27 protein-coding genes and 1 tRNA gene are annotated in these 23,167 nt (G+C 35.4%); 13 read left to right on the top strand and 15 right to left on the bottom strand.

All coding sequences use genetic code 11. From position 1 onward, the window contains the following. The first annotated feature begins 183 nt into the window (after positions 1-183). Entirely contained in the window at positions 184-357 is a 174-nt protein-coding gene (locus tag VCM44_RS04800; RefSeq protein ID WP_158536729.1) for a hypothetical protein, read from the top strand. A 12-nt stretch (positions 358-369) separates the two neighbouring features. Here VCM44_RS04800 and VCM44_RS04795 read toward each other — a convergent pair whose 3' ends face one another. Next, positions 370-816 carry a hypothetical protein gene (locus VCM44_RS04795; RefSeq protein ID WP_334678153.1) on the bottom strand — a complete coding sequence of 149 codons (447 nt, stop codon included), beginning with the start codon at positions 814-816 and terminating at the stop codon, positions 370-372. Between the two features lie 361 nt (positions 817-1,177). Between VCM44_RS04795 and VCM44_RS04790 the strand changes: the two genes are divergently transcribed. Beyond that, complete coding sequence (locus VCM44_RS04790; protein WP_334678152.1) at positions 1,178-1,843, top strand: type 1 glutamine amidotransferase; 666 nt, start codon at positions 1,178-1,180, stop codon at positions 1,841-1,843. On the opposite strand, the gene VCM44_RS04785 is transcribed toward VCM44_RS04790, so the two are convergent. Further along, entirely contained in the window at positions 1,840-2,694 is an 855-nt protein-coding gene (locus VCM44_RS04785) for an alpha/beta fold hydrolase (protein ID WP_114705339.1), read from the bottom strand. The two genes, VCM44_RS04790 and VCM44_RS04785, sit on opposite strands and share 4 nt — an antisense overlap. A gap of 116 nt (positions 2,695-2,810) precedes the next feature. Here VCM44_RS04785 and VCM44_RS04780 point away from each other — a divergent pair, with 116 nt between their 5' ends. Further along, on the top strand, positions 2,811-3,125 hold the full coding sequence (locus VCM44_RS04780; RefSeq protein ID WP_133296851.1) for a hypothetical protein: 315 nt from the start codon (positions 2,811-2,813) through the stop codon (positions 3,123-3,125). Here VCM44_RS04780 and VCM44_RS04775 read toward each other — a convergent pair. Genes VCM44_RS04775 through nth form a run of 3 tightly spaced genes read right to left on the bottom strand, consistent with a single transcriptional unit; the run spans position 3,122 to position 5,251 of the window. Further along, positions 3,122-3,913, bottom strand: a complete 792-nt coding sequence (locus VCM44_RS04775) for a DUF2797 domain-containing protein (protein ID WP_114706225.1) — start codon at positions 3,911-3,913, stop codon at positions 3,122-3,124. The two genes, VCM44_RS04780 and VCM44_RS04775, sit on opposite strands and share 4 nt — an antisense overlap. Positions 3,914-3,917: 4 nt before the next feature. Next, the gene (locus tag VCM44_RS04770; RefSeq protein WP_114705341.1) at positions 3,918-4,604 is read right to left on the bottom strand and encodes an alpha/beta hydrolase; all 687 of its coding nucleotides are present in this window, start codon (positions 4,602-4,604) and stop codon (positions 3,918-3,920) included. Next, positions 4,601-5,251 carry an endonuclease III gene (gene nth, locus VCM44_RS04765; protein WP_334678151.1) on the bottom strand — a complete coding sequence of 217 codons (651 nt, stop codon included), beginning with the start codon at positions 5,249-5,251 and terminating at the stop codon, positions 4,601-4,603. The genes VCM44_RS04770 and nth overlap by 4 nt, the downstream gene beginning before the upstream one ends. A 66-nt stretch (positions 5,252-5,317) precedes the next feature. Between nth and yidD the strand changes: the two genes are divergently transcribed. Together yidD and VCM44_RS04755 are read left to right on the top strand one after the other, a co-directional pair. After that, entirely contained in the window at positions 5,318-5,557 is a 240-nt protein-coding gene (gene yidD / locus VCM44_RS04760) for a membrane protein insertion efficiency factor YidD (RefSeq protein WP_442905006.1), read from the top strand. Beyond that, complete coding sequence (locus tag VCM44_RS04755) at positions 5,557-6,909, top strand: D-alanyl-D-alanine carboxypeptidase (protein WP_334678149.1); 1,353 nt, start codon at positions 5,557-5,559, stop codon at positions 6,907-6,909. Before yidD ends, VCM44_RS04755 begins: the two co-directional genes overlap by 1 nt. Here VCM44_RS04755 and VCM44_RS04750 read toward each other — a convergent pair. The 4 genes from VCM44_RS04750 to priA form a co-directional block, all read right to left on the bottom strand. Then, positions 6,895-7,650, bottom strand: a complete 756-nt coding sequence (locus tag VCM44_RS04750) for a PhnD/SsuA/transferrin family substrate-binding protein (RefSeq protein ID WP_334678148.1) — start codon at positions 7,648-7,650, stop codon at positions 6,895-6,897. The two genes, VCM44_RS04755 and VCM44_RS04750, sit on opposite strands and share 15 nt — an antisense overlap. A gap of 4 nt (positions 7,651-7,654) precedes the next feature. Continuing rightward, positions 7,655-9,103, bottom strand: a complete 1,449-nt coding sequence (locus VCM44_RS04745) for a sensor histidine kinase (RefSeq protein ID WP_334678147.1) — start codon at positions 9,101-9,103, stop codon at positions 7,655-7,657. A gap of 92 nt (positions 9,104-9,195) precedes the next feature. After that, positions 9,196-9,801 (bottom strand): LysE family translocator, encoded by a 606-nt coding sequence (locus VCM44_RS04740; RefSeq protein WP_334678146.1) that lies wholly within the window; start codon positions 9,799-9,801, stop codon positions 9,196-9,198. Between the two features lie 5 nt (positions 9,802-9,806). Then, positions 9,807-11,843, bottom strand: a complete 2,037-nt coding sequence (priA, locus tag VCM44_RS04735; RefSeq protein WP_334678145.1) for a replication restart helicase PriA — start codon at positions 11,841-11,843, stop codon at positions 9,807-9,809. Positions 11,844-11,900: 57 nt separating this feature from the next. On the opposite strand from priA, the gene lgt reads away from it, so the two are divergent. Further along, complete coding sequence (gene lgt / locus VCM44_RS04730) at positions 11,901-12,680, top strand: prolipoprotein diacylglyceryl transferase (protein ID WP_334678144.1); 780 nt, start codon at positions 11,901-11,903, stop codon at positions 12,678-12,680. A 37-nt stretch (positions 12,681-12,717) separates the two neighbouring features. Here the strand turns inward: lgt and VCM44_RS04725 are convergent, their stop codons facing one another. Both VCM44_RS04725 and VCM44_RS04720 read right to left on the bottom strand, forming a co-directional pair. Continuing rightward, positions 12,718-13,221, bottom strand: a complete 504-nt coding sequence (locus VCM44_RS04725) for a hypothetical protein (RefSeq protein ID WP_334678143.1) — start codon at positions 13,219-13,221, stop codon at positions 12,718-12,720. Between the two features lie 105 nt (positions 13,222-13,326). Next, a complete protein-coding gene (locus tag VCM44_RS04720) occupies positions 13,327-14,088 on the bottom strand; it encodes a hypothetical protein (protein ID WP_334678142.1) in 762 nt (253 codons plus the stop codon). 102 nt (positions 14,089-14,190) lie between these two features. Between VCM44_RS04720 and VCM44_RS04715 the strand changes: the two genes are divergently transcribed. Continuing rightward, positions 14,191-15,039 carry a LysR family transcriptional regulator gene (locus tag VCM44_RS04715; protein WP_334678141.1) on the top strand — a complete coding sequence of 283 codons (849 nt, stop codon included), beginning with the start codon at positions 14,191-14,193 and terminating at the stop codon, positions 15,037-15,039. On the opposite strand, the gene cysS is transcribed toward VCM44_RS04715, so the two are convergent. Continuing rightward, positions 15,017-16,477, bottom strand: a complete 1,461-nt coding sequence (gene cysS, locus VCM44_RS04710; protein WP_334678140.1) for a cysteine--tRNA ligase — start codon at positions 16,475-16,477, stop codon at positions 15,017-15,019. The genes VCM44_RS04715 and cysS overlap by 23 nt on opposite strands. A gap of 53 nt (positions 16,478-16,530) precedes the next feature. Between cysS and VCM44_RS04705 the strand changes: the two genes are divergently transcribed. From VCM44_RS04705 to VCM44_RS04695, 3 genes are all read left to right on the top strand, one after another. After that, complete coding sequence (locus VCM44_RS04705; RefSeq protein WP_334678139.1) at positions 16,531-17,856, top strand: dihydroorotase; 1,326 nt, start codon at positions 16,531-16,533, stop codon at positions 17,854-17,856. A gap of 1 nt (position 17,857) precedes the next feature. Then, on the top strand, positions 17,858-18,271 hold the full coding sequence (locus VCM44_RS04700) for a PH domain-containing protein (RefSeq protein ID WP_334678138.1): 414 nt from the start codon (positions 17,858-17,860) through the stop codon (positions 18,269-18,271). A 385-nt stretch (positions 18,272-18,656) separates the two neighbouring features. Beyond that, positions 18,657-19,073 carry an arsenate reductase ArsC gene (locus tag VCM44_RS04695; RefSeq protein WP_334678137.1) on the top strand — a complete coding sequence of 139 codons (417 nt, stop codon included), beginning with the start codon at positions 18,657-18,659 and terminating at the stop codon, positions 19,071-19,073. Between the two features lie 26 nt (positions 19,074-19,099). Here the strand turns inward: VCM44_RS04695 and VCM44_RS04690 are convergent, their stop codons facing one another. Genes VCM44_RS04690 through VCM44_RS04680 form a run of 3 tightly spaced genes read right to left on the bottom strand, consistent with a single transcriptional unit; the run spans position 19,100 to position 20,769 of the window. Further along, complete coding sequence (locus VCM44_RS04690) at positions 19,100-19,660, bottom strand: AAA family ATPase (protein WP_334678136.1); 561 nt, start codon at positions 19,658-19,660, stop codon at positions 19,100-19,102. Position 19,661: 1 nt separating this feature from the next. After that, positions 19,662-20,498 carry a hypothetical protein gene (locus VCM44_RS04685; RefSeq protein WP_334678135.1) on the bottom strand — a complete coding sequence of 279 codons (837 nt, stop codon included), beginning with the start codon at positions 20,496-20,498 and terminating at the stop codon, positions 19,662-19,664. Between the two features lie 10 nt (positions 20,499-20,508). Further along, positions 20,509-20,769, bottom strand: coding sequence for a hypothetical protein (locus tag VCM44_RS04680; protein ID WP_162929668.1), 261 nt, complete (start codon positions 20,767-20,769; stop codon positions 20,509-20,511). 190 nt (positions 20,770-20,959) lie between these two features. On the opposite strand from VCM44_RS04680, the gene folE2 reads away from it, so the two are divergent. The 3 genes from folE2 to VCM44_RS04665 all read left to right on the top strand — a co-directional run bounded on the left by folE2 (position 20,960) and on the right by VCM44_RS04665 (position 23,110). Beyond that, positions 20,960-21,898, top strand: a complete 939-nt coding sequence (folE2, locus tag VCM44_RS04675) for a GTP cyclohydrolase FolE2 (protein ID WP_114705358.1) — start codon at positions 20,960-20,962, stop codon at positions 21,896-21,898. A gap of 118 nt (positions 21,899-22,016) precedes the next feature. After that, positions 22,017-22,092: transfer RNA gene (locus tag VCM44_RS04670), tRNA-Val, on the top strand. 517 nt (positions 22,093-22,609) lie between these two features. Then, the gene (locus VCM44_RS04665; RefSeq protein ID WP_334678134.1) at positions 22,610-23,110 is read left to right on the top strand and encodes a hypothetical protein; all 501 of its coding nucleotides are present in this window, start codon (positions 22,610-22,612) and stop codon (positions 23,108-23,110) included. Positions 23,111-23,167 lie beyond the last annotated feature (57 nt).

The following is a 23,167-nucleotide window of genomic DNA, read 5'->3' as shown; positions in this document are numbered from 1 at the left end:
ATAAAGGGGGTAAGTTTGACACCGATCAGGCTTACCTCACTTCAATTTAAATCTAGTTTCCTGTAAGATTCCCTCTGTTTTCTGACATATACAAAATTAAATTACTCATTGCATTTAACTATTTGTCTTTATTTTATAAGCCAAATATTCTTAAGATAATTGTTTTATTCATTGAGGTTTAATATGAAGATTTTTATTGCTCTTACAGTGCTCTCTTGCCTAGTTTTTTCAACGACGACTTATGCAAGTCAATTAAAGAGTATTCCAGTTGAGGACCAAGGCCCAGGTAAAGATGGAAAGGGTTCAAAGCAAAATGATGGTAAAGATAAGAAAGAGACTTCAAAGAAAGTAAACTAATCTATTTTTAGATTACTTAACTGATTTTGCCTTATCCAAAATCTTTTCAATATTTGAAAAGTCCTTCACAACCTTTTTCATCTGAAGAAGATACTTCTTTGATTGTGGGCTTTGTTTATGGATAGCATGAATATACTTATTTAATTCAGCTTCTAGAATACGGGCCTCTGAAACAAAGAGTGCAATAAGTTTAACTTGTGCCTCTAAAACATCCACCTCGTTATTTGCTTTTGCTAAATTTAGAATTTGAGTATGAGTAACCTCTCCAACAGGTTGAGCTCCACTATTAATATTGGTAAGACTTCCCGTCGAGTCCTCAGGATTCTCCCCTAACTTTGAAAGATCAACATCTTGAATCTGTCTAGTAATTGAAAACTCAAGAACATTTGCCGCAGCTTCTTCGGCCACGTTATTTACTTCTTCTTGTATTTCAGAATCTAATTTCTTTGCTGTAGACAAAATTTACCTCACAAAAATCCTTATTTAATTATCGGGTTAATTTTAGCAGAACTTTAACTTGATTTTAGTTAGAATCCACCTAAAATTAATGACTTAACTCAAGTTTTCAAAGATTATTTAACTTAATGTCAAAATGGATATTGAAATGCTTGAAATCACATAAGCACAAAAAATTAAGTTAACTATATAAACTAAGGCCTTTTCAATAAAACGAATCGAGTTTAGTTTCTTATGATTGATAAAATCGCCAAAATTACGGGCCTGTTTAGTTTTTACAATAATTAAACTTTCAATTTTCGCTGACACTTAATAATTTTGACCATACAATCCTGTAAGTTAAAACCATAGGAAATTGATAAAAATGAAATCGCCAATTGCTATTATCGACTGCTCTATTGAGAATCCTTCATACAATTGTATGAACCAAATAATACAAAACTTTAATAGGCCCTTTACTTACCACTGGGTTTCAAAATTTGGCTGTGAATCTCTTGATAAGATAGAAGAAGCAAGTGGATATATCATCTTTGGTTCTGATTCAAATGTATATCAACGACTTAAGTGGCAGATTGATCTTGCTAAAAGAATGAAATCAAAAATGGAAAATGGAATTCCTGTTTTAGGAATTTGCTTCGGCCACCAACTTATTGCAGACATATTTGGAGCACAGGTTGATATGGTAACACCTGATAATAAATTATTTGAAGGAACAAGAGAGCTTGAGATACTTGAAGATCAATTTGGATTTGTTAAAGGTGAGAAATTTGAGTTATTTATTACACATCATTACGAAGTAAAAGAGCTTCCTGAAAACTTTGTTCACTTGGCCCAGTCTAAAGATTGTTTTTATGATGGCATTGCACATAAGGATCTGCCCTTCTTTAGTTTTCAAGGACATCCTGAAGCTTCTCAAGACTTTATTAATCATCATATTGAGCAGGAACTCTCTAATGAGAAATTAAAAGCTGGTTTTGATGGTGGTCATAAAGTATTTAAAAACTTTATTGAATATATCGACAAGCTTTAAAAAATTAAACTTTTAACCAAGTCCCTTAAGTAATTAAAGTATGGAACTCGATACTTTTCGATTTCTTGATATTGTTCGTGACGTGCGCCTTCAATTGTTCTTACTGTAAAGCTTGGATCTACTTCTTTTAAATATTTTTCAAGTTCTGGCACACTGATAAGAGTATCACCCGTTCCATATGAAATATACTTCTCAACTTTATCGTTAATACGTCTTGAAAAGACTTTCTTACTACTAGCGACCATTTCTAGTAATAATTTCGTATGGAGCTTCTTATGATTTAAAGGGTCATTATTAAACTCTTCAATAACTTGATTTCGATGAGATAAAGTATTGAGATCAACTAGTCCACCAAGTGGTACTGACATTTTGATATTAGCTAATTTATTAAAAAACCCAGATTTCACTTTATTGACAAATTTTCCAAGTGGGCCACCTACTCCCACAGGAGGTGCATTAACGATCATCGCCCTAAGGTTTTCAATATCATCACCCAAATAGTTTTGAACAAAGCCGCAAGTAATAAGGGCCCCCATCGAATGACCATAAAGTATATAGCCTTCCATTTTATAATTTGTTTTTAAGTATTGAATAATGTCTTTAAGATCTTCCATGAACTGATCAAAAGGATCAATATAGGCTTTTTCACCACCACTACGGCCATGCCCCCTTAGATCGTATTGGAAAACATTGACATCAAAACCAAAGACTTCTTGAAGGTATTTATGACGACCTAAGTGCTCACCTATCCCATGACTAGCAATCAACCAATACTTAGCACCGTGCTCGACAACTTCCGTATAGATTTTGACACCATCACGCATTGGAATAGCTCTTTTGATCGGTTCCATATTTTACCCTTTATTATTTTTTATTTAGCTCTTATAATTATACTTAAATTTAAGGAAAAGTAATGTTTTGTCCAAAGTGTTTAAGCAATAGTGTACATTTAAAAGAAAAAGGCGTCATGAATATTTTAGTTAACGGCCGCCAAAAAGATACAGGTCGTTTTCTATTTAATCTTGATAGAAAAGATGAGATCTTACAAAATATCTCAGATAAGATTCATGAGCATTTTCAATGGATGGCCAGTTTCAATAATAAAAAGCCTGTCCAAACTGTTCACGTTGTAACGACTGATGCAAAATGTGATAACGGCTGTGCAATACCTCTTTCGCATAAGTTTTCACTAACAGACCATATTATTTCTACGAAAGGCTTAAAAGACCTTATAATCAAACACGCAAAAGAGTCTGAATTAGAATTAGAACTTGATATTTAATACTCAAGATTTAAAAAGTATCCACCATGCTTTCGCATGTTTACACAACCTGTATCTAAAATTAGATATTGTCCTTTAATCCCCATTAAAGTTCCTTCAATGACAGGATTTTTATCAAAACCAAGAGACTTAACTTTAGTTGGATATTCCACAACAGGATAATTTATATGTGTTACTTCTTCTTCTAAATCATCAAGACCAAAATCATCGATTAAATCCGCAAAGTCATCATAGATTTGATCTCTAATCATTTCTAAGTCTTCGTCTGCAACCTCATTCATTAGCATCTTTCGCCAATTTGTTTTATCAGAAAAACTTTTTGCAATTTCGACTTCAATTTCACCTGATGTCTTTCGGTCTGGAACCTGTAAAATCGGTAGAGCATAACTAGCTCCTTGATCTATCCAACGAGTAGGAATTTGAGTGTGTCGAGTTATACCGACTTTGACATGACTAGATACGGCCAGATAAACATAGTGTGGGATCATACAATGTTTTTCCCCCCATTCTGGTTCACGACATGTTCCTCTGTGATAATGACACTTTTCAGGCTTCACAATACATGAGTCACATTGAGCAAGAGTGATCATTTCTTTATAAGAATAACCTTGAGAATATGACTTCTTTATTAATTCACCAGAGTAAATTGAATTAATCTGACCATCAAAACTTAGTTTGATTTTCTTTTCAATTAGAGCATTCATATCAACAAGCTCATCTCCCATTGGCAGATGGTATTGAACGACATCCCCTAGCTCTGATTTCATTTTTCTAATATTTCCACTAATCATATTATTCTCTTCCTTCTTCTAAGAAGCGTTGCAATTTATTTAAAATAGGCATCGGAATTTCATGGCCACCTTCAAAATGATGAAATTCATATTGATCAACTTTTTCCAAATAGGTTTTAAGCTTTTCACTTAAAAAATACGGTAAAACAGGATCACCTGTACCATGAGATTGGAAAATAGGAATATGTCTTATATGTTTAGTATTTTCAGCGATATGTGTTTCATCAAACAATGTAGAAGAAAGTAAAAAGAGGCGATCCACAAGAGCTGGCTCCTTGTATGCAATTGCTAAGCTCATCATAGAGCCTTGTGAGAATCCACCTAAGTATAATTCTTCACTATTCTTTTTAATTTCTTTTATAAGATGGATTAATCGGTCTCGCATATCTTCAATTCCATCTGGTACCACTTGAGAGAAGAAGTCCTCTACTCTTTGGGCCATCATTGCCTGTTGCAGTCCCATCATATCAATTGGAAACCATGCACTTCCTTTCATCCCCATGCCAATATCAACTTTTAAAGGCCCATCAACAAAGTACCAGTTTAGCTCTTCTTTTGGATCTAGGTATTGATATAAAGGAGCGAGGTCCTGAAAGCTAGCACCGTAACCATGCAGTACAACGACGGACTTCTTTGTGCTTCCTTCATGTAATAGAATATCAAAATCATTAATTCGAGTTACTCTCATTTCTTTGTCTCTACTTTTGATTTACGGTTTGGATATACGTGGCGACAGATTGGGCACTCTAGGCCAAAACATGACCTTGCCTTACAATACTCTCGGCCATAGAAAATAATTTGAAGATGAAGTTTATTCCAAAGCTCTCTAGGAAAAAGCTTCTTACAATCTTCTTCTGTTTGAACGACATTCTTTCCTTTTGTTAGACCCCATCTTTGGGCTAGTCTATGAATATGAGTATCAACAGGAAAAGCTGGCACATCAAAAGCTTGTGCCATAACAACAGATGCAGTTTTATGACCTACACCAGGTAGCTTTTCAAGCTCTTCAAAGCTAGCAGGTACTTCACCACCATGCTCACTTACAAGAATTCTTGAAAGGTCGTAAATTGCCTTAGATTTTCTCGGTGAAAGTCCACAAGGCTTGATGATCTCTTTAATTTCATCTTGAGATAATTTCATCATATCTCGAGCATTATCAGCTTTAGCAAAAAGGGCCGGAGTCACTTGATTAACTCTTTCATCAGTACATTGCGCAGATAAAAGAACTGCAATGAGCAAAGTGAACTCATTCGTATGATCAAGTGGTACAGGTGTCTCAGGATAAAGCTCTTCTAAGGCCTCTACAATATAGTCTGCTCTTTCTTGTTTTAACATTTTCTATTCCTATTAATTTGATCACAAAAATTTAGCAAATTATGAATGAAAATGCTAAAATAACGCATAATGAGATACGTATTCATCAAATTAATCCGTTTTTATCAAATGGCAATCTCTCCATTTCTCGGTAGTAATTGTCGCTATACGCCGACATGTTCACAATATGGAATAGAGGCTTTTCAAAAACTGCCACTCCATATCGCAACCTGGAGGACAATAAAGCGTATCGCAACTTGTCATCCATGGTCAAAAGGAGGTTACGATCCCGTACTTCCAGAATGCAGTCACAAGGATAAACATTAATGATCAAGATATTACTTCTGGCCTTGGCCCTTAATACTAGTGCAAACACAATCAAGGATCTAGAAAAAGAGTTTCTACAAAAAGGCGACACGCTGAGCTATTACATAGCAGATGAAAATGGAAAAGTAATTTCATCTAATGAAAATCAAAATTTAATACCAGCCTCTATTTTTAAGATTTTCTCGGCATATTATATTCTCGATAAACTTGGAACAGATTTTCATTTTAGTACATCGATTAGCTATCGTGGCGATATTGAAAATGGGACTTTAAAGGGTGATCTCATTTTGAATACTTCTGGAGACCCGTACCTATTAACGCCACAAATATTTGACTTGATTGAATCTGTTGCACAAGAAGGAATAAAAAAAGTAGATGGTAACCTTGTGGTGGTTAACAATTTCGTTAATATTGAACGTATTGGAACCGTAGGTCTAGATGATCAACCATACAATCAAAGTATTTCAGGCTTTAATCTAAATTTTAATCGTTTTAAATCAATTGGACGCTCAACACAGAAATCAATTTTCCCAAAACATGATGGCTTTCAAACAATAAGTTCACAGAAATCACTTGGCCCAGGTGTTGGCTTTAAAAATCAGAATAAGAACAATCAAGATATTGAAAAATGGCAATATACGAAAACAAAAGATTACTTTGTTGAAGTACCCATAAGAAACTCTTTAGCATTTAATGCTTACTATTTCAAAAAGCAACTTGAGCAAAGAGGTATAAGCACTTCAGGAATTAAGATTACAAATAAGGAACAAAGCGAGACAAAAAGACTTAATACAATAAAGTCACCTTCTTCTCTTGATCTTGTTAAGTTGGCCATGGAGTACTCTAATAACCTTTTCATTGAGACTTTAACTTTGAAGGCAACAAATAAAGAAAACTTAGCAGATGCGGCAAAGAAAATGATTAAAGATCTTAAAATTAAAACAAAAGGTAAAATCGAAAACAGTTCAGGACTGACAACAGAAACAAGAATAACACCAAAAGAAATCGTAAACTTTATCCAAGAGAATGCAAATCAAAAATTTGGTAGTCATTACTTCATCAACTTACTTTCAATCACAGGGCATAGCGGTTCTCTCCATCGTAAATATCTTAACGATGATGGCTTTGAGAAATTCCGCTATAAAACAGGCAGCATCGATTATGTCTATAATATCTGTGGCCAAAGTTTTGAAAAAACAAAAAGAACATTTTGTATAATGATTAATAATTTGCAAAAAAGAAAGTTAGTCGATGGTAAGAATACCAATAGGACAGAAAGACTCAGAGAAGAAGCTAAAGGTTGGCGTAGAGCTAAAGAACGATTTAGCGAACTCCTCTTACTTCAAATGTAGAACTTCTCTTAAGTATGTACTGTTTTTCAATAATGGAAATAATTTTTCGATCTCATCAATTGAAATGGGACTATTGGGACGTGCCAGAACTTTAAAGTTATGAACTTGATCTATTTTTTCACTAACCACAAGTTTATCTTTATCTTTTGGATGTCTCTTTAAATACATTTTTAGAAATGAGTCGTTAATGACTGTAATATCTCCCTTACCTCTAAGAATATTCTTTATATTTCCTTCAAGAGAGTTTGTGTAAATAAGATTCTTATCTTTCACATCATATGATTTAAACTTTAGAAAACCATAATGGAATCCACTCTTCAGTAGAATAACTTTCTCACTAAGATTAGCGAACATTACTTGTTGATTTTTTAGCCTTGGATCTTTTTTAGCAATATAGTAGTCCTTACCGGTAGCAAAAACTTTTGTTTCATTTAACTTTATATTTCTATTGCTCCATCCCCAGATCGAATTTTCGAAAAATATAATATCATAAATACCATTTTCAAGATCTCGATACCTTCTTCGAGGAGATGTTTCAACGATCTTAAATTGAAACTTCTTTTGATTTTCATTGAGGTACTTAATTAAATCCACAAGAATCCCAGACGCATCTTGATCTATACGAGAATAAAAAGGTGGAATAATATACATTCCTACTTTTACCTCAATTTTCGATGCTTCAAGACTCAAGCTTGAAAATGACAATATAAGAATAAGAATTAAACTCTTAAACGATCTCATTTACTTAATTCACTCCTGTGGAAAGAGGAAGAGTTAAGGTAAAAGTTGTTTTCTTTGAAGAGTCGTCATAGATAAGCTCTCCACCATTTTTAACCATCATCTCATGAGATAGACTGAGTCCAAGTCCTGTTCCCTTATTTACATCTTTAGTAGTAAAGAATGGATCCATTATACGATGAACGATCTCTTGTGGAATACCATCTCCACTATCAACAACTTCAACAATCTGCTTACTTTCAGTATTAAAGAACTTAACGTGAATAAATCTTTCATCTAGATTTTCAACTGCATCAATAGAGTTATTTATTAGATTCACAAGAACTTGATATAATTGTGTTTTATTAGCGTATACTCGATGGCCATCTTCATAATGAAATGACATTTCAATATTCTTTTCAGTAAGTCGACTATTACAAATCGTACCGACAATCGACTCTAATTCTTTTACTTCAACAAACACTTTTTCATTCAATGAATCAGATCGAGAAAGAGTTTTCATACTCGTTACAATCTCACTGATTCGTGTCGTAGCATTATCAATTTTACTTAAAAGATCATTCGCTTTGCTACTTTTCTCACCTAATTGCCTTTTAAGCCTTGCAATATTCCCGGAGATTATAAAAAGTGGATTATTGATTTCATGAGCAATCCCTGCGGCCATTTGTCCAAGACTTGCTAACCTTTCTGAAACGAGACTTCTCTCTTTTTGAATATAAAGCTCTCTCGACTTCTCAGCGATTCTTTCACCTAATTCATCATTATATTGCTGTAATTTCTCATCTCTAAATTTGATCTCTTTTGTGGCGTAATTAAGAGTTTTTGCAAGTATCGATAATTCAGAAAGATAAAACTCTTCCTTTACAATTCCATACTCTCCATTAGCATTTCTCTTTAGAGTTGAAACAAAGTAATTTAATGGTTTGATTAGTAAGTAATAACAAACGATTGCAACAATAAGCAAAGTGAAAAAAAGAGTTAAACTAAACCATAGTCCTAAGAATGAAAATATCTTTCCACTATCACGAACAATTGAGATATTGCTAAAATCGATAATGGCCTTTCCTATAAGTCGATCTCGGTAAATAATATCAAACTCTTCAGTCATAATTTGATGAGGTAAAACTCCATTGCCAACAGGATGCTCCCTATTGACTTCAGATAGCAAGTTACCTTCTTCATCTTCTATTTTAATAGAAACAACTGATTCCTCATCATCATAAATAAATGCTTGAGAGATATTACCTATATACTGAGAATTCAAGTTCCAAACAGGAACTTTAAGAGATTCAACAATCTGCTTTGAGATCGACTTACGATGTTCTTTAAAATCTATATCATTTTGTTTGATGTACCTGTCGAAAACAATAAAAGCTAAACCTGAAAAACAAAGACAAAGGACAACTCCAACTATCATTGGGATTAAATAAGAAGAGCGTTTAATGGTTGGCTTCATGTGAGATAATTTACTAGGAGAAAAGCACGATTACAATATCTTAAATAAACAATTGATATTTTAACTCAATGAGAAAATATAACTATCTGAATTTATTTGAGACTAGAAGATACCATCCAAATTCCAACACCGATCAAGAGGATACCAAAGAAGTATTGCGCTGTTTTGCCACCTAAAATATGTGATAAACGATTACCTAAAAAGAACCACGCTAAGTGTGCACTGGCCCCGCCTATAAATAAAATCACACTAAATAATGAAAGGAAAAGTGTTCCTTCATCTATGAAGGGTGAATATACACTTATCGTAAATACTAAAAATTTAGGATTTAAGGCCTGAAAGATAACACCTTCAATAAATGATGGACCTTTTAAACTTTCATCTTCTTCTTGATTATCTTCAATTGAAATTTTTTTAATACTCGTTAGGCTCTTATAGGCCATATAGAATAAATAGAGTGCTCCAAATATTGGAAGATATGTCATGAGCGTCTTATGCTTCATGATAAAGTCAGTCGCTCCATATAGACAAATTAGTAAGCCAGAGATCGTTGAAAGCCATAGTCCTAAAATGAAAGGTAGCGTCTTTTTGAAACTAAAGGTACCACCAAGTCCAGCAAGGGTTATGTTGGCAGGCCCCGGTGAGTACACAAGAGGTGCAACAATAAAAATAAAGCTAGTAAAGATTTTAGTTATCATAAGACTTACGTATCCATTGGGTCGACATCAATTTTAACTGAAAAAGAATAATCGATTTTATTTTGAGACCTAAAAACTTGCAACACTTGGTTTAATTCTCCCCCATTTTTACACATAAGAGTCATACTCCAAGTAAATAAATTTGCACGTCGTTCAATCATTGCTGGAGTCGGTCCCCAAACCTGCGCATCGATTCCCATCTTATCTATTAGCATACGTAGTCTATTAATTTCATGAGTTAGATCAGAGATAATCTTTTCACGATTTCGACCTGAAACATGGATATTTGCCATCTTCGTATATGGTGGAAAGAGACCAAATTCTCTCGTATTTAATTCATAATCATAAAAGCCATTGAAGCTATGTGACTTAATAAAATCAAACATTGTATTATCAGGAAGCATCGTTTGAATCGCAACCTTAGCATGATTTGAATAACGTCCCGCTCTTCCAAGAATTTGAACAATCATTTGATATGCTTTTTCCATGGCCCTAAAGTCTGGAAAGTTTAACATTGAATCTGTTCCAAGTATTAGAACGAGATTTACTTTTTTAAAATTGTGACCTTTCGATAGCATCTGTGTACCGACAAAAATGTCAATTTCACCTTTATGAAAACGGTCCAATTTATCTTCTAACTTTTCAAGGTTTGTGATTTCGTCACGATCAAAGCGTTCTATCTTCTTTTGAGGATAAAAATCTTGAAGAACTTCTTGTAACCTCTCTGTTCCAAAGCCTTTTTGGAGAAGGTTCATATTTCCACACTCAGGACAAATTTCAGGACGAGGAATCTGATAATCAGAATGGGAGCTAGAGAGAATATTTTTATTTTTAAAGTATCTAAGCGGAACCCCTGTATTTGGATCTTCGAATTTATAACCACAACTACGACATTGGAGGTAATTTGAAAAACCAAGGCGATTAACAAAGACAAGGACTTGTTCATCACGATCTAAAGCTTCGCTAATCATATCCATCGACTTCTTCTCAAAAGGCCAAATCGATAGAGCATCCATATCTTTTTTCTGTCCATGAGAGCGTGAATCTAATAATTCGATTTCAGGGAAGCCGCCTGCGACCCTCTTTTCTAACTTAAAGTAATTATCGGGCTTAAGTTGGGTGAACGTATAATAATTTTCTAAGCTTGGAGTGGCACTACCAAGAACAACTGGTGCATTAAAGAGCTGGGCCTTTTTAATGGCCACATCTCTTCCGTTATAAGGACAACGATCTGTTTGTTTAAATGAGCTGTCATGCTCTTCATCAACAATAACAAGGCCTAAATTTTCAACAGGAAGAAAAACACTTGAGCGTACACCCATTAAAAGAACAGGACGATCGGACTTCTTTAAAAACTTCCAAATTGAATTCTTATGTGAAGGAGTTACTCCTGAATGATATGGAAGTACAGGGCAGTCTAGATACTTTTTAAAAGTCTCCATAAACTGAGGAGTTAAATTAATTTCAGGAAGAAGAAAGAGAACACTCTTTCCTTTCTTTAATACTTCTTTAATTAGATGAAGATAAATAAGCGTCTTACCAGAGCCCGTTACTCCATGAATAAGGAAGCGATCAAAGCCAGATTCAAGCCTTGCACTTATACTTTCATAAATTGGTTTCTGGTCAGGACTTAATTCATGTTCAAAGTCTTGATTAAGTCCAAACTCTGTCTCTACTTCTCGTGGTCTCTTTAAAATCTTAGGTAAACAATCCCAAACAAGCTGTCCAAGATTATAGTGATAATAGCGAGACATCCAAGAATAAAGCTTCATTTCACTTTTTGATAAGCTAAACTCTGGAGCCAATACTTCATTAACAGGTTTTAATTTATACTTTGCAAGAGTTGCTTCAAGATCTTCATTAGAGATATTAAATTCTGTCACGACACCTTTGGCCTTTCGTCTTCCCAAAGGTACTTCCACAAGAGAGCCGACAGGAATCTCCTCTCCTAAGGTTTTATAGGTTAAGATACTTGGAAGCTTTGGATAGTTGACCGCGACTTGGCAATAATGTTGAGCGTTCAGCTTGTTAACGTCTTGCATAAGAATAATTTTTAAAAAGTAAGTGTAAAAGCTACACTAAAACCATACAATAAGTATATGATTACATGGAATGTTGATCCAGAAATATTTAGGATTGGACCTGTCGCGGTTCGTTATTACTCACTTATGTTTATCCTTGGCTTCTTTATTGGCGAGCGGTACTGTCGTCGCTATCTAATTAAAGAGAAAGGGTTTACAACAGATCAAGTTAGCTCCCTCTTAAATTATATGATAGCTGGTTGTATTATCGGGGCCAGACTAGGCCACTGCTTATTCTATGAGCCTGGCTACTACTTAAGTAACCCTCTCGAGATCCTCTATGTTTGGAAAGGCGGACTTGCCAGCCACGGTGGTTTCCTAGGTGTTATTATCTCTATCTACATCTTTAAGAAAAGAGTAAAGGATGTTCCACTACTTTGGCTTCTTGATCTTGTCGCTGCACCTTCATTAATGACAGGTGGTTTTATTCGCCTTGGAAATCTCTTTAACTCAGAAATCCTTGGCCATCCATCGAGTCTTCCATGGGCATTTAAATTTGTCCGTGCTGACAATATTGCACGCCATCCAGCTCAATTATACGAGGCCTTAGGCTTCTTTGCTATCTCAGGTGTTATTTACTTTCTCTATTCAAAGTTTCATAAGAAATGGCAAGCGGGACGCTTTCTTGGACTTATTTTTATTGGTGGGTTCACTTGGCGATTTATTGTTGAATTTTTTAAAGAGAATCAAGTTGCCTTTGAACAAGGGATGATTCTAAATATGGGACAACTTTTGAGTATACCTCTAATTATTGCAGGTATAATTCTTGTCTTCTATAAACCAGTTGAAAAAAAATAAAAAAGGAAGCTTAAAGCTTCCTTTTTTTATATTCTTATTATTTGCAATAAGATAAATCTAATTCATCTAGCGTGTCATATATTCTAGACTTACCAAAGAATGATCCCCAAAGATCAATTCCAGTCATTCTATCAAGAGCAGCATCTGCTAAGTCGAGATTCTTATTATAAGCAAATGAATTTGCGATTGCTCCTACTAATGAACCTTTTTGACCTTCAAGAGGAAGACCGTAGCAGTCCATATCATTTTTAATATAATCGTAAATATCAATCATTCGCTCTTGGCCCATTGAGTTTGCAGAGTAATATTTTAATACCCCACCTTCAACAACTGTAAACTTTTCAATTAATCGATCAACTGTTTCTTGAGAAAGCTCCTCACAAAGTCTCTTCTTCTTACTTTTTGAATCACCATTTTGAAGTTCAACAATCACTTCATTTGTTGCCTTAACAAAGCAATTAACAAATTCTTTTGAATTAATTTGTGCAATTGATGAAGCTGAAACAATCATCAAAGTAGCTGAAATCATAAGTTTTTTCATGGGTTCTCTCCTCTTGTATTTGCGTATATTACCCAATTTATCATATACAATTGCCCGTTTTTAAATCATTAAAAAATTTACAAGAGGTGTATTGTACTCAGACACTTAATATACATAGTCGAGGTCATCATCTCCAAAAGTGATTTGACGACTAAAGTTTGTCATAAGTAGGATGAGTTTATCCTGATATTTAATAGCAAGGCCAACTCGCCCATCACCATAGTACCAATCTCTTCCAAAGATCATCCCTAGATATTCAGCATCTGAGTTATTAATTCCGTCTATGATTTCTTTAAACTCAGCTTCTTGCTGATAGAGTACTGAATGAACTAATTTATGCTGATTTTCATCAAGAATAACGGGATACCAGTCCCCCATATCAACTACTTTATGATCAAAAGTGCGAACGATTTTTTCAAATGAGAACCCATTAGAGTCTGTTATATAAACTTCTTTATTATCAAGCTGTCTGATAAATTTAAGCTTCTTTGGTAAAGCAATATCGCTGATATCTCTTCGATCATAGAATGTACATTCAAGAGATCGACTATCTCCACCGTCATAGTAGTAAGCTTCAGATAAATCATTTATAGGGTAAGCGATACCAAAGCCACTCTCCTGAGAGTCAATGATCAACTCACCATCAATAACTTGCTTATAAGCTGTATGACCGTAGAAACGAATATTGTCACGAGAAGCTAGGATATAAACCTTTTCACTTCCATTCGTCAGGAAGTTTACTTGATAATAAAGACCTGAAACATCATCAGAACAATAAAGTTTCGTATCAGTTTGATAATCAATATCAGTTGCAAGTGCCTGATTAACGGTAAATAGTAGTCCAATAATTGAAAATAGATTTTTCATTGAATATCTCCTTGTTTAGGAGTTATTAGCAATAACCAGCAAGATATTACAATAATATATAAATATAGCTACAATATCTTTTTGATATGATACTAATAGATCATGAATATTAATCTCAACTACATTCAAGTCTTCTGCCATCTTGCTCAAAATCTGAGCTTCTCAGCTACAGCTAAGGAGCTTAATACTTCACAGCCGGCCATATCAAGAAAGATAAAAATTTTAGAAGAAGAGCTAGGTTTTGAGCTCTTTGTACGTTCAAATAAGACAACATCACTAACACCAAAGGGGCAGTCCTTTCTTGATCAAGTTCTACCTGGATTTAATGCAATTAGTGGTGCCATATATAAAAAAGAACAGAAATTGAATTTAAAAGTTGGAAGTATATATGAAGCAGGTGAAAAGCTCCTGTTACCAATACTTGGTAAACTTAGTGATAATGAAAAGATTAATCGTTTTGATCTCCAATTTGACTCGGCGATTAATCTTTTTGAAAAACTACAAAATGGTGAAGTCGATATTATTCTCACTCACTTAATCCCGACTCAAAGGAGTTTTGCATCTTTTGAAGTTTGTAAAGATGGTACTGTCTTAGTAGGCCCTGCCAAGAATGCTCCCAAGGTAAAAAATTTAGTAACTTATCGAATAACTGATGAGTACACTAATAAATTTCTAACAAAGAATTTTGGAAAAAGCTGGAGAAGTAAGTTTACTGAGCGAGGCTCTGTTAATTCACATAAGGCGATGCTGAGTCTTTGTGAAAGAAGTGACTATTTCTGTGTCATTCCAAGTTCGAGCTTTATTCCATCAAAGAATTTAAAAATTTATAAGAAGTCTGAAAGTAGTCATGGACTCTATATTTCGACTCGAGAAAATTATATCGAAAATATAGAGACCAAGAATGTAATTAAAGAAATGATAAGTCAGCTTAAACGCGAACAGACCAAGTGACCTCGTCACCACTTTCTTGGAAATCAATTCCAAGAGCATTTAGCTCATCACGAGCAGAATCAGCGGCATCCCAGTCCTTAGCAGCACGAGCATCAGCACGTTTAGCAAGAAGCTCTTCAACCTTTTCTAGGGCTATCCCCTTTCTTCTGATTTGAACTTCTTTAATCTCATTTAAGAACTGCTCAGGGTCCATTGCAAATAAAGCACTCATACGGCCATACTTTGCAATCCATTCAGAAAAGGCAATTGCAGTTGGAGCAGAATTTACATCCTTTGCCTTCTTTTCAAGATTAAGGGCATTGAAAGTTTTAACGGCTTCATAAATTGCTGACATCATCTCACTAGTATTGAAATCATCATTACAAGCCTTTTCAATTTTCTTATCAAGACGTGACAATTCTTCTGCTAACTTCTTATTAACTTTAGCTGAATCATTTGTCGCAAAAGTTGCTGCATGCTTTGCAACTTGAAGTGCGCGATAAACTCTAATTGATCCGCTAAAGGCTTGATCAATCTTCTCATCAGTCACATCAAGCATTGAGCGATAGTGAGTTGAAAGCATAATATATTTTAAAACTTCTGGATGATACTCATCCATGAAGGCGCGAGCAGTGATGATATTCCCAAGGGACTTACTCATCTTCTCTCCACTCATATTGATGAAGTTATTATGCATCCAATAATTTACATACTTACATGAATTACATCCAACACCTTGAGCAATCTCGTTTTCATGGTGTGGGAAAATTAAATCGATTCCACCACCGTGGATATCAATTGATTTACCAAGGATAGATTTGATCATGGCAGAACATTCAATGTGCCAACCTGGACGACCTTTGCCCCATGGAGAATCCCATGATGGTTCACCTTCTTTAGCAGGCTTCCAAAGAACGAAGTCTTTTGGATCATGCTTTCTTTGATCAACGTCAACACGCTCACCAGCGTTTAACTCATCAAGGTTTACTCCTGAAAGTTCACCATAAGAATCTAGCTTTGTTGTTTCGTAGAAAACTTCTCCGTCAACAACATAGGCCATACCATTATCGATTATGCCTTGAACGTACTCAATAATTTGAGGAATATAATCTGTAACCTTTGGGTTATGAGTATGAGGACGTAGTCCTAGACGGCCAAAGTCTTCTTGGAAATATTTAATATAGCGCTCTGAGATCTCAAGTGAATCAACGCCTTCTTCATTTGCCTTATTAATGATCTTGTCATCAACATCAGTGTAATTATAAACGAAGTTTACATCGTAACCGATATGCTCCATCCAATTGCGGGCAAAATTAAAGAAGATTGGCCCTCTAAAGTTTCCAATATGAAGCGGCCCGTAAACCGTTGGACCACAAAGGTAGAGCTTAACTTTGCCTTCTTCTAATGGCGTAAAAGTTTCTTTCTTCTTTGTTAAAGTATTGTAAACTACTAGTGACACTATCAACTCCTCTATTTTATGCAGATAGAATAACCGAAAAAGGAAAAACTGTCATGAATTTCGATATAATCATTAAAAACGGCACTCTACACTCATCACAAAAAAGCTGGCAAGAAGATATCGGAATAAAGGACGGTAAGATAGTTAAATTAGCTAAATTTAGTGATGACGAGCTATCCAAGGCTACGAAGGTCATTGACGCACAGGGACTCGATATCCTACCAGGGCTTATTGATTCTCAAGTACACTTCAGAGAACCAGGGCTAACTCACAAAGAAGATATCGCTCACGGCTCAAAAGCTGCGGTTCTTGGTGGAATTTGTACTTTCTTTGAAATGCCAAATACAAAGCCTGCCACAACATCAGTGGAAGCAACACAAGTCAAAGTCGATATTGCTAAAGAAACATCATATGCTAATTTTGGCTTCTTTATTGGAGCAAGTGGCAAGAATCTTGATGAGCTTATCAAGTCACAAGATATGGTCGGATGCTCTGGAGTGAAGATCTTTCTAGGAAGTTCTACTGGTGATCTTCTTCTCTATGATACAGATAAATTAGTTGAGATCTTTAAAACTCTTGATTGTCATATTTCAGTTCATAGTGAAAGTGAAGAAAGACTTCACGCAAACGTTGCCATTCGTGACAATGCCAATGGAGATGTTCACGCACATTATAAGTGGCGTGATGCCCAGACTGCTTTAGAGTCAACAAAAATGATTATCGAGGTGGCCAAGAAAACTGGTCGCAAGGTTCATATTCTCCACCTCACAACAAAAGATGAAATTGAATTTTTAAAAGATCAAAAAGAGCATTGTACAATTGAGGTCACTCCTCAACACCTGACTCTCTTTGCACCAGATATTTATGACAAGATTGGAACGCTTGCTCAAATGAATCCACCAATTCGCACAAAGGACCATACAGATGGCCTATGGGAAGGTTTAAAAAATGGTGTGATTGATGTCTTTGGAAGTGATCACGCTCCTCACACTCTTGAAGAAAAAGATCAGCCATATCCAAAGTCACCTTCAGGAATGCCAGGTGTGCAAACGATGTTACCAGTGATGCTAACTCATGTTGAAGCAGGAAAGCTGACTCTTGCAGATATCGTAACTTACCTCGCAGAAAATCCAGCAAAGCTCTTTAAGCTTAATAAAGGCTTTATCAAAGAAGGGATGGATGGCGATCTCACAATTCTTGATATGAATAAGAAGTTCACAATTAAGAATGAGGATCAGGCTTCTAAAGTTGGTTGGACACCATTTGATGGAATGGAAGTTCAAGGAACGCCAACATACACGATTGTAAGCGGACAAGTTGCCATGGATCACGGCAAGGCCATTAAAGTTCAGGCCCAGCCGATCGTTCGAGGTAAGTAGGATGCGCTATCGAAGCAAGCTCGACCCTATTGTTTCCATCGTTCTTCTGCTGCCAATAGCTAATGCGATATTTAGACTAGTGTCGTTCCATCTTGCTAGCTCAATAATAGATCAAGGTTCTTTAATTTTTATTTTTATCTATGGAATCGTTTTAAGTTTAATATATTTTGGAATATTTTATGAAATTAAAGATGATGAGCTAGTTGTTTCAAATCTTTTTATCAAGACTCGAATGCCAATTGCTTCAATTAAATTAATTAAGAAGTCTAAGAACTTTTTAGCTGCTCCCGCACTTTCACTTGATCGCATAAAGATTGTAAGTGATGAAAAATGGGTTTTAATTTCGCCAGTAAAAAAAGAAGAACTCATAAAACAACTCAAAAGAATCAATCCATTGATTGATCTTCAATTATGAAATAAATTTTGAAAAGTTAAATCTAAATTACTCAGAATTAAATTAATAATTTAAAAGAATGAAGTCCACCTTTATTTCTCAACCTCCAGTAAAGGAGGCTATAGCAATATAGGAGAAGTTATGGAGGACTTCATAAGGGTGATTTCTTTAATCATACTTATTTTAGAGTTTGTAATTCTAATTTTAAGTTGGTCAAAGTAATCTTTGGGGGTGAAGTTACAGCTTCGCCCCACCTTATGAATTTTAGCATAATTTAAGACCCGAATTCATCTATTTTTTCTGAATTATTTCCACACCAACCAAATCTTAACAATTTAGAACTACTATAATTACAATTGAATTTGTAATATTAAGTTCACTTTATTTGATTTTTAAAAGGTATGTAATGAAAAAAAATATCTTATTCCTATGTACGGGAAATTCTTGTCGCTCTCAAATGGCCGAAGGTTGGGGCAAAGCGCTCAAAGGCAACAAGTATAACTTCTACTCAGCAGGGACAAAGAAGCATGGCCTTAATCCTTATGCCGTAGCTGTCATGAAAGAAGCAGGCGTTGATATTTCAAATCATGAATCAAAAACAACGGATGAAATAAAAGAGAAAATGGATATTGTCATCACAGTATGTAGTGACGCAAATGAGAACTGTCCCTACTTTCCTGGTGGTAAGATCATGCACATCGGTTTCGATGATCCTCCTCGCCTTAGTGATGGTCTAGAGAACGAAGAAGAGATTCTTAAGATTTACCGACGCGTTCGCGACGAAATAAAAGAAGTGATTATTAATTTAGAAGAGAGAATATAAAATGGGATTTTTTGAGCGCTATTAATTTAAGAAAGTAGAGACTTTATTTCTACTTTCACTTCAGTTAAGTCAAGATCATCAATGTTAGTCGTATTAACAGTAAGGCTTTTACAATCTAGCTCTAATTTCTCAATCTTACCTTTTGCGAGTGATTCTTTGAATTCATCGAAGTTTAATTGGTCTTGATGCCCTGGATGTCTTTTTCCAGATAAGGCCCTTGTCTTAAAACGCTCTAATAAGACTTTGCCATTACACTCACAATAAATCGTAAGTACCCTTGCATCATACTTTGAGATAAAGTCTTTTAAAATAGGTGTATCGAATTGATTAGAGAAGTTACTCTCTACTAGCAAGTTTTTAGAAACCTTAAGTTGTGCTTCAATAAAAGAATATAAAATGGGATAACTTGCTTTTCCAAGCTCTCTTGACCAGGCCCTATCCTTAACTCCCAAGCTATCAAATAGACTTTCTTTAATTATATCTTTTCCTATCAATGGTAATGAAAACTCTTTTGCGAGCTCTTTTGAAATCGTCGTCTTTCCTGTTGCAGGTAAGCCAGATACGATAATGAGAAGAGGGCCATTCATTTTAATTCTCCACAAGCTTGGCAGTTCCTACAAGCTTTCCATCATCGTAGTAATTTGCCATCTTCATTCCAAACTTTGTCACAAAGTGAATGAAGGTATTATCGACGATTCGAATAACAAATGAGCCATCCTCGCCATTTAAAATATTACGATTACCACCTGTACCTCGCGAGTGGGAATAATTCTTTCCATTTTCATCATATAAGAGAATTTCTGATTGCCCGTCAGTTCCCTTCCCATCATCTGATGAAAAGTAGTCGACATTTAAAACTATACGGTGGCGCTGACCTTTGTATTTACCATCAAAAAAATTAATCTGCCCCGCATAAGAACCATTAATTTTTTGTAGCTCTTTTGCATCATTAATCACTTTTGATTTTGCTAAAAAGACAGTTGGTTCAGTTATCGCTGGAATTGGAGAATACTTCACCATCTCATATACTTTAGGCTCTTGAGGTGCGCTCACATCAGAAGTCTTACTAGGCATCCCCCATCTTGATTCATTATCTTTATCAGTATTTTGCTTATGCGCTAATTTTTCTTTTATTGAATTTCTTGCAATGAAGTCCGTTGGATCTTTCATGATCTCTTTTACTTCATCTTCTTGAATCTTAACTTTTTCAAGTCCAAGAGCCGCTAAGAATAAAGTAAAGGCTTGCGCAAGGGCTTCATCCCCCGCCTTATCAATAACTGGAACTTCCTTGATCACTTCGACTTTCTTCTCTTTAATAACTTCAACTTCTTTGATTTGAATTTCAGGCTTTGGTATTTGAGATCTTCCAATAAAGAAACCAGCTCCCAGGCTGGCGATGACAGCAATAACTAATGTGTACTTCACTTAAACTTCCTTAATTTAAAATATGAAGTGTTTCCTCTGTTCCATATGTGCAGTTTTCACATGTCACCTCTTCGTGAATATAGAGGTTATCGTGATCGGCTAAATGAGTCACAGTGAATTTGGCCCCACACTTAGGGCAACATTCAATTTGTTTTTTTACGTCTTCAATTTCGCCAAAGTAGCGTACGAAATTTTCGACTTTTACGGACCTTTCCTTCATATCAAGCTCCTCGTCACCTTCTATTTTACCGTATTTACTGAAATTTCGCATATTAAATGAGGTTATTTCATAAAAAACAACAACTTATGTTCATTAACTAATTGGTAATACACTGTATAGCCTTATAATTACTACGGAGTTCGTTTGCCAAAAGTCCTTGAACACGTTAAAACGTGCTATTATTAATAGAACGTAAGGTTGGACCACACCTACCTCTGCATAAGGAACAAAAGGACACACTATGAAAAACATCGAAGCGCTTAGAAATAGCAGCGAAGATATCTTAAACTGCCAGATCAAAGATGATACTGGACTTAATGATTTCCAAAAAACGGCGAATGACGTGCATATCGCAATCCCAAAAGTTGGGATTGAGAGATTTCGTATTCCACTAAATTTTGAACACAGAGATGGAAGTGTGCGCTCAACTGACGCACAAGCTTCAATGTTTGTTTTCTTAGAAGCACACAAGACAGGTGCAAACATGTCTCGCTTCTGTAACATCCTTCAAGCAGAAGGACTTGAGAAGAACGTTAATAATGAATTCTTCGCAACAGTACTTAGAAGATACCGTACAGATCTTCGTGACTATGATACTGAACCATTGATTCCACAGGCCCACCTAACGCTAGACTTTAATTATCCAGTTAAGCAACAGTCACTAAAATCAGGAAACTGGGGTTGGCAATACTACAATGTATCAATGGAAGGAATTGAAGGTCGTGATGGAATTCCATACATCAATTTAACACTTAAGTATGAATACTCATCGACATGCCCATGTTCTCTTTCAATGTCTAAGCAATATGAAGAGCAATACAGAAATGGTGAAACAACTGAAGGAAGTGGTATCGCTTCTGCTCACTCACAAAGATCAGTTGCTACGATTACTGTTAAATACAAAGCAGAGTCGAAATTTCATGTTGAGGACTTAATTGAACTAATGAGAATCGCACTTCCTACAGAGACTCAATCTCTTGTTAAGAGACTTGATGAGCAGGCATTTGCAATCTTAAACGGTGATAATCCAATGTTTGTTGAGCACTCTACAAGAAGAATTTCAGAGGTTCTAAACTCTGAAAAAGAAATCCTAGACTGGCAGGCCAAGGTTGAGCACCTAGAAAGCTTACACAGCCATAATGCTGTCGGATATATCAGAAAAGAACACCCAAAAGCATAAGAAATAGAAGGCCTCTAAACAAGAGGCCTTTATTTTATCAAAAAAATATTATATTTTTTAAATTTCTATATTGACAACTAAGTGTGAAATCCTTATTCTAACTCCACTTCAAATCGGAGGGCGATTAGCTCAGCTGGGAGAGCGCTACCCTTACAAGGTAGATGTCGGCAGTTCGATCCTGTCATCGCCCACCACTTTTTTTTCAGTGGAAAACCTCCAAAGAAATTCAAAATAAATTATTCGGAACTCTAAAGAGTTCTTTTTTTTGTTTGCAGCATTTGCAGGAGCAAATGATGCAATTCAACCCAGCGAGTCCCACGATGGGACGAGTCGGGTACCGCAATTTGAAAACTATAAAGCCAATCATTGTATGTCTATCTTTGCACTACACGCAGAAGCAAATGATGCAATTCAACCCAGCGAGTCCCACGGTCTGCTCCTGCACCTACCTCCCACAGACATACTGCTAATCCTGACCATAAAGGGACAAGTCGGAAAACTAATCCTTGAAGAATATTATTTAAAATTGGTGACATATAAATACTCATGACAGTGAATTTCGAACTCTTTACTGCCATTGTCCAAGAAAAATTCAATATACTTTGTGTTTTTTAGACATAACAATTCGTAAAAAATATAACCTCCACATCAAAACAACTTAATTAATTAAAGGCTTCAACAAATTGAATGTCTAATAAACCGGAGGAATTTATGAAAAAAATTATCGCACTTGCTGCTGCACTACTAAGCGTTTCAACTTTTGCACTATCTGCAAACGATTCTTGGGATACAATCAAGTCTGAAGTATCTGCTGATTGGGATCTTTCATTTGCTGGAACAACTGTATTTGTTGGTCGTCCAGTTAGCGCATTTGACGTATGTCTAGACGGTGACCAATTTGTTACAACTAGAGAATTCCCAATTTATGAAATCGTTAAAGTTGGAAAATCTCACCCAGAAGCTGACGAAGATGGATATGCATCAGTAATCGTTGGATACGAAATCCTTTCTTTCCCAACAACTTACACTTCATATAAAGAAGTTTGTAGAAACGATGACAAAAACTGTAAGAGAGTTCCTTACACAGTTAACCAAGACCTAACTAAGAACGTATCTGTAAAAGAAGTTGTTAGAAGAAACGTTGGTTCAAATGATCGTACAATTGAAAAGACACTTTTCAAGAAAGCATACGTAATCCCAGCTTGTAACTAATAAATTCAATAGCTTAAGCGTTTTCCCTAAGGCGCTTAAGCTATACTTTTTATAGCA

Origin of the sequence: Halobacteriovorax sp. DPLXC-1 (genome assembly GCF_036903125.1) — a bacterium.
Lineage (GTDB): Bacteria > Bdellovibrionota > Bacteriovoracia > Bacteriovoracales > Bacteriovoracaceae > Halobacteriovorax_A > Halobacteriovorax_A vibrionivorans.
This window is presented reverse-complemented; position numbering and strand designations above follow the sequence as displayed.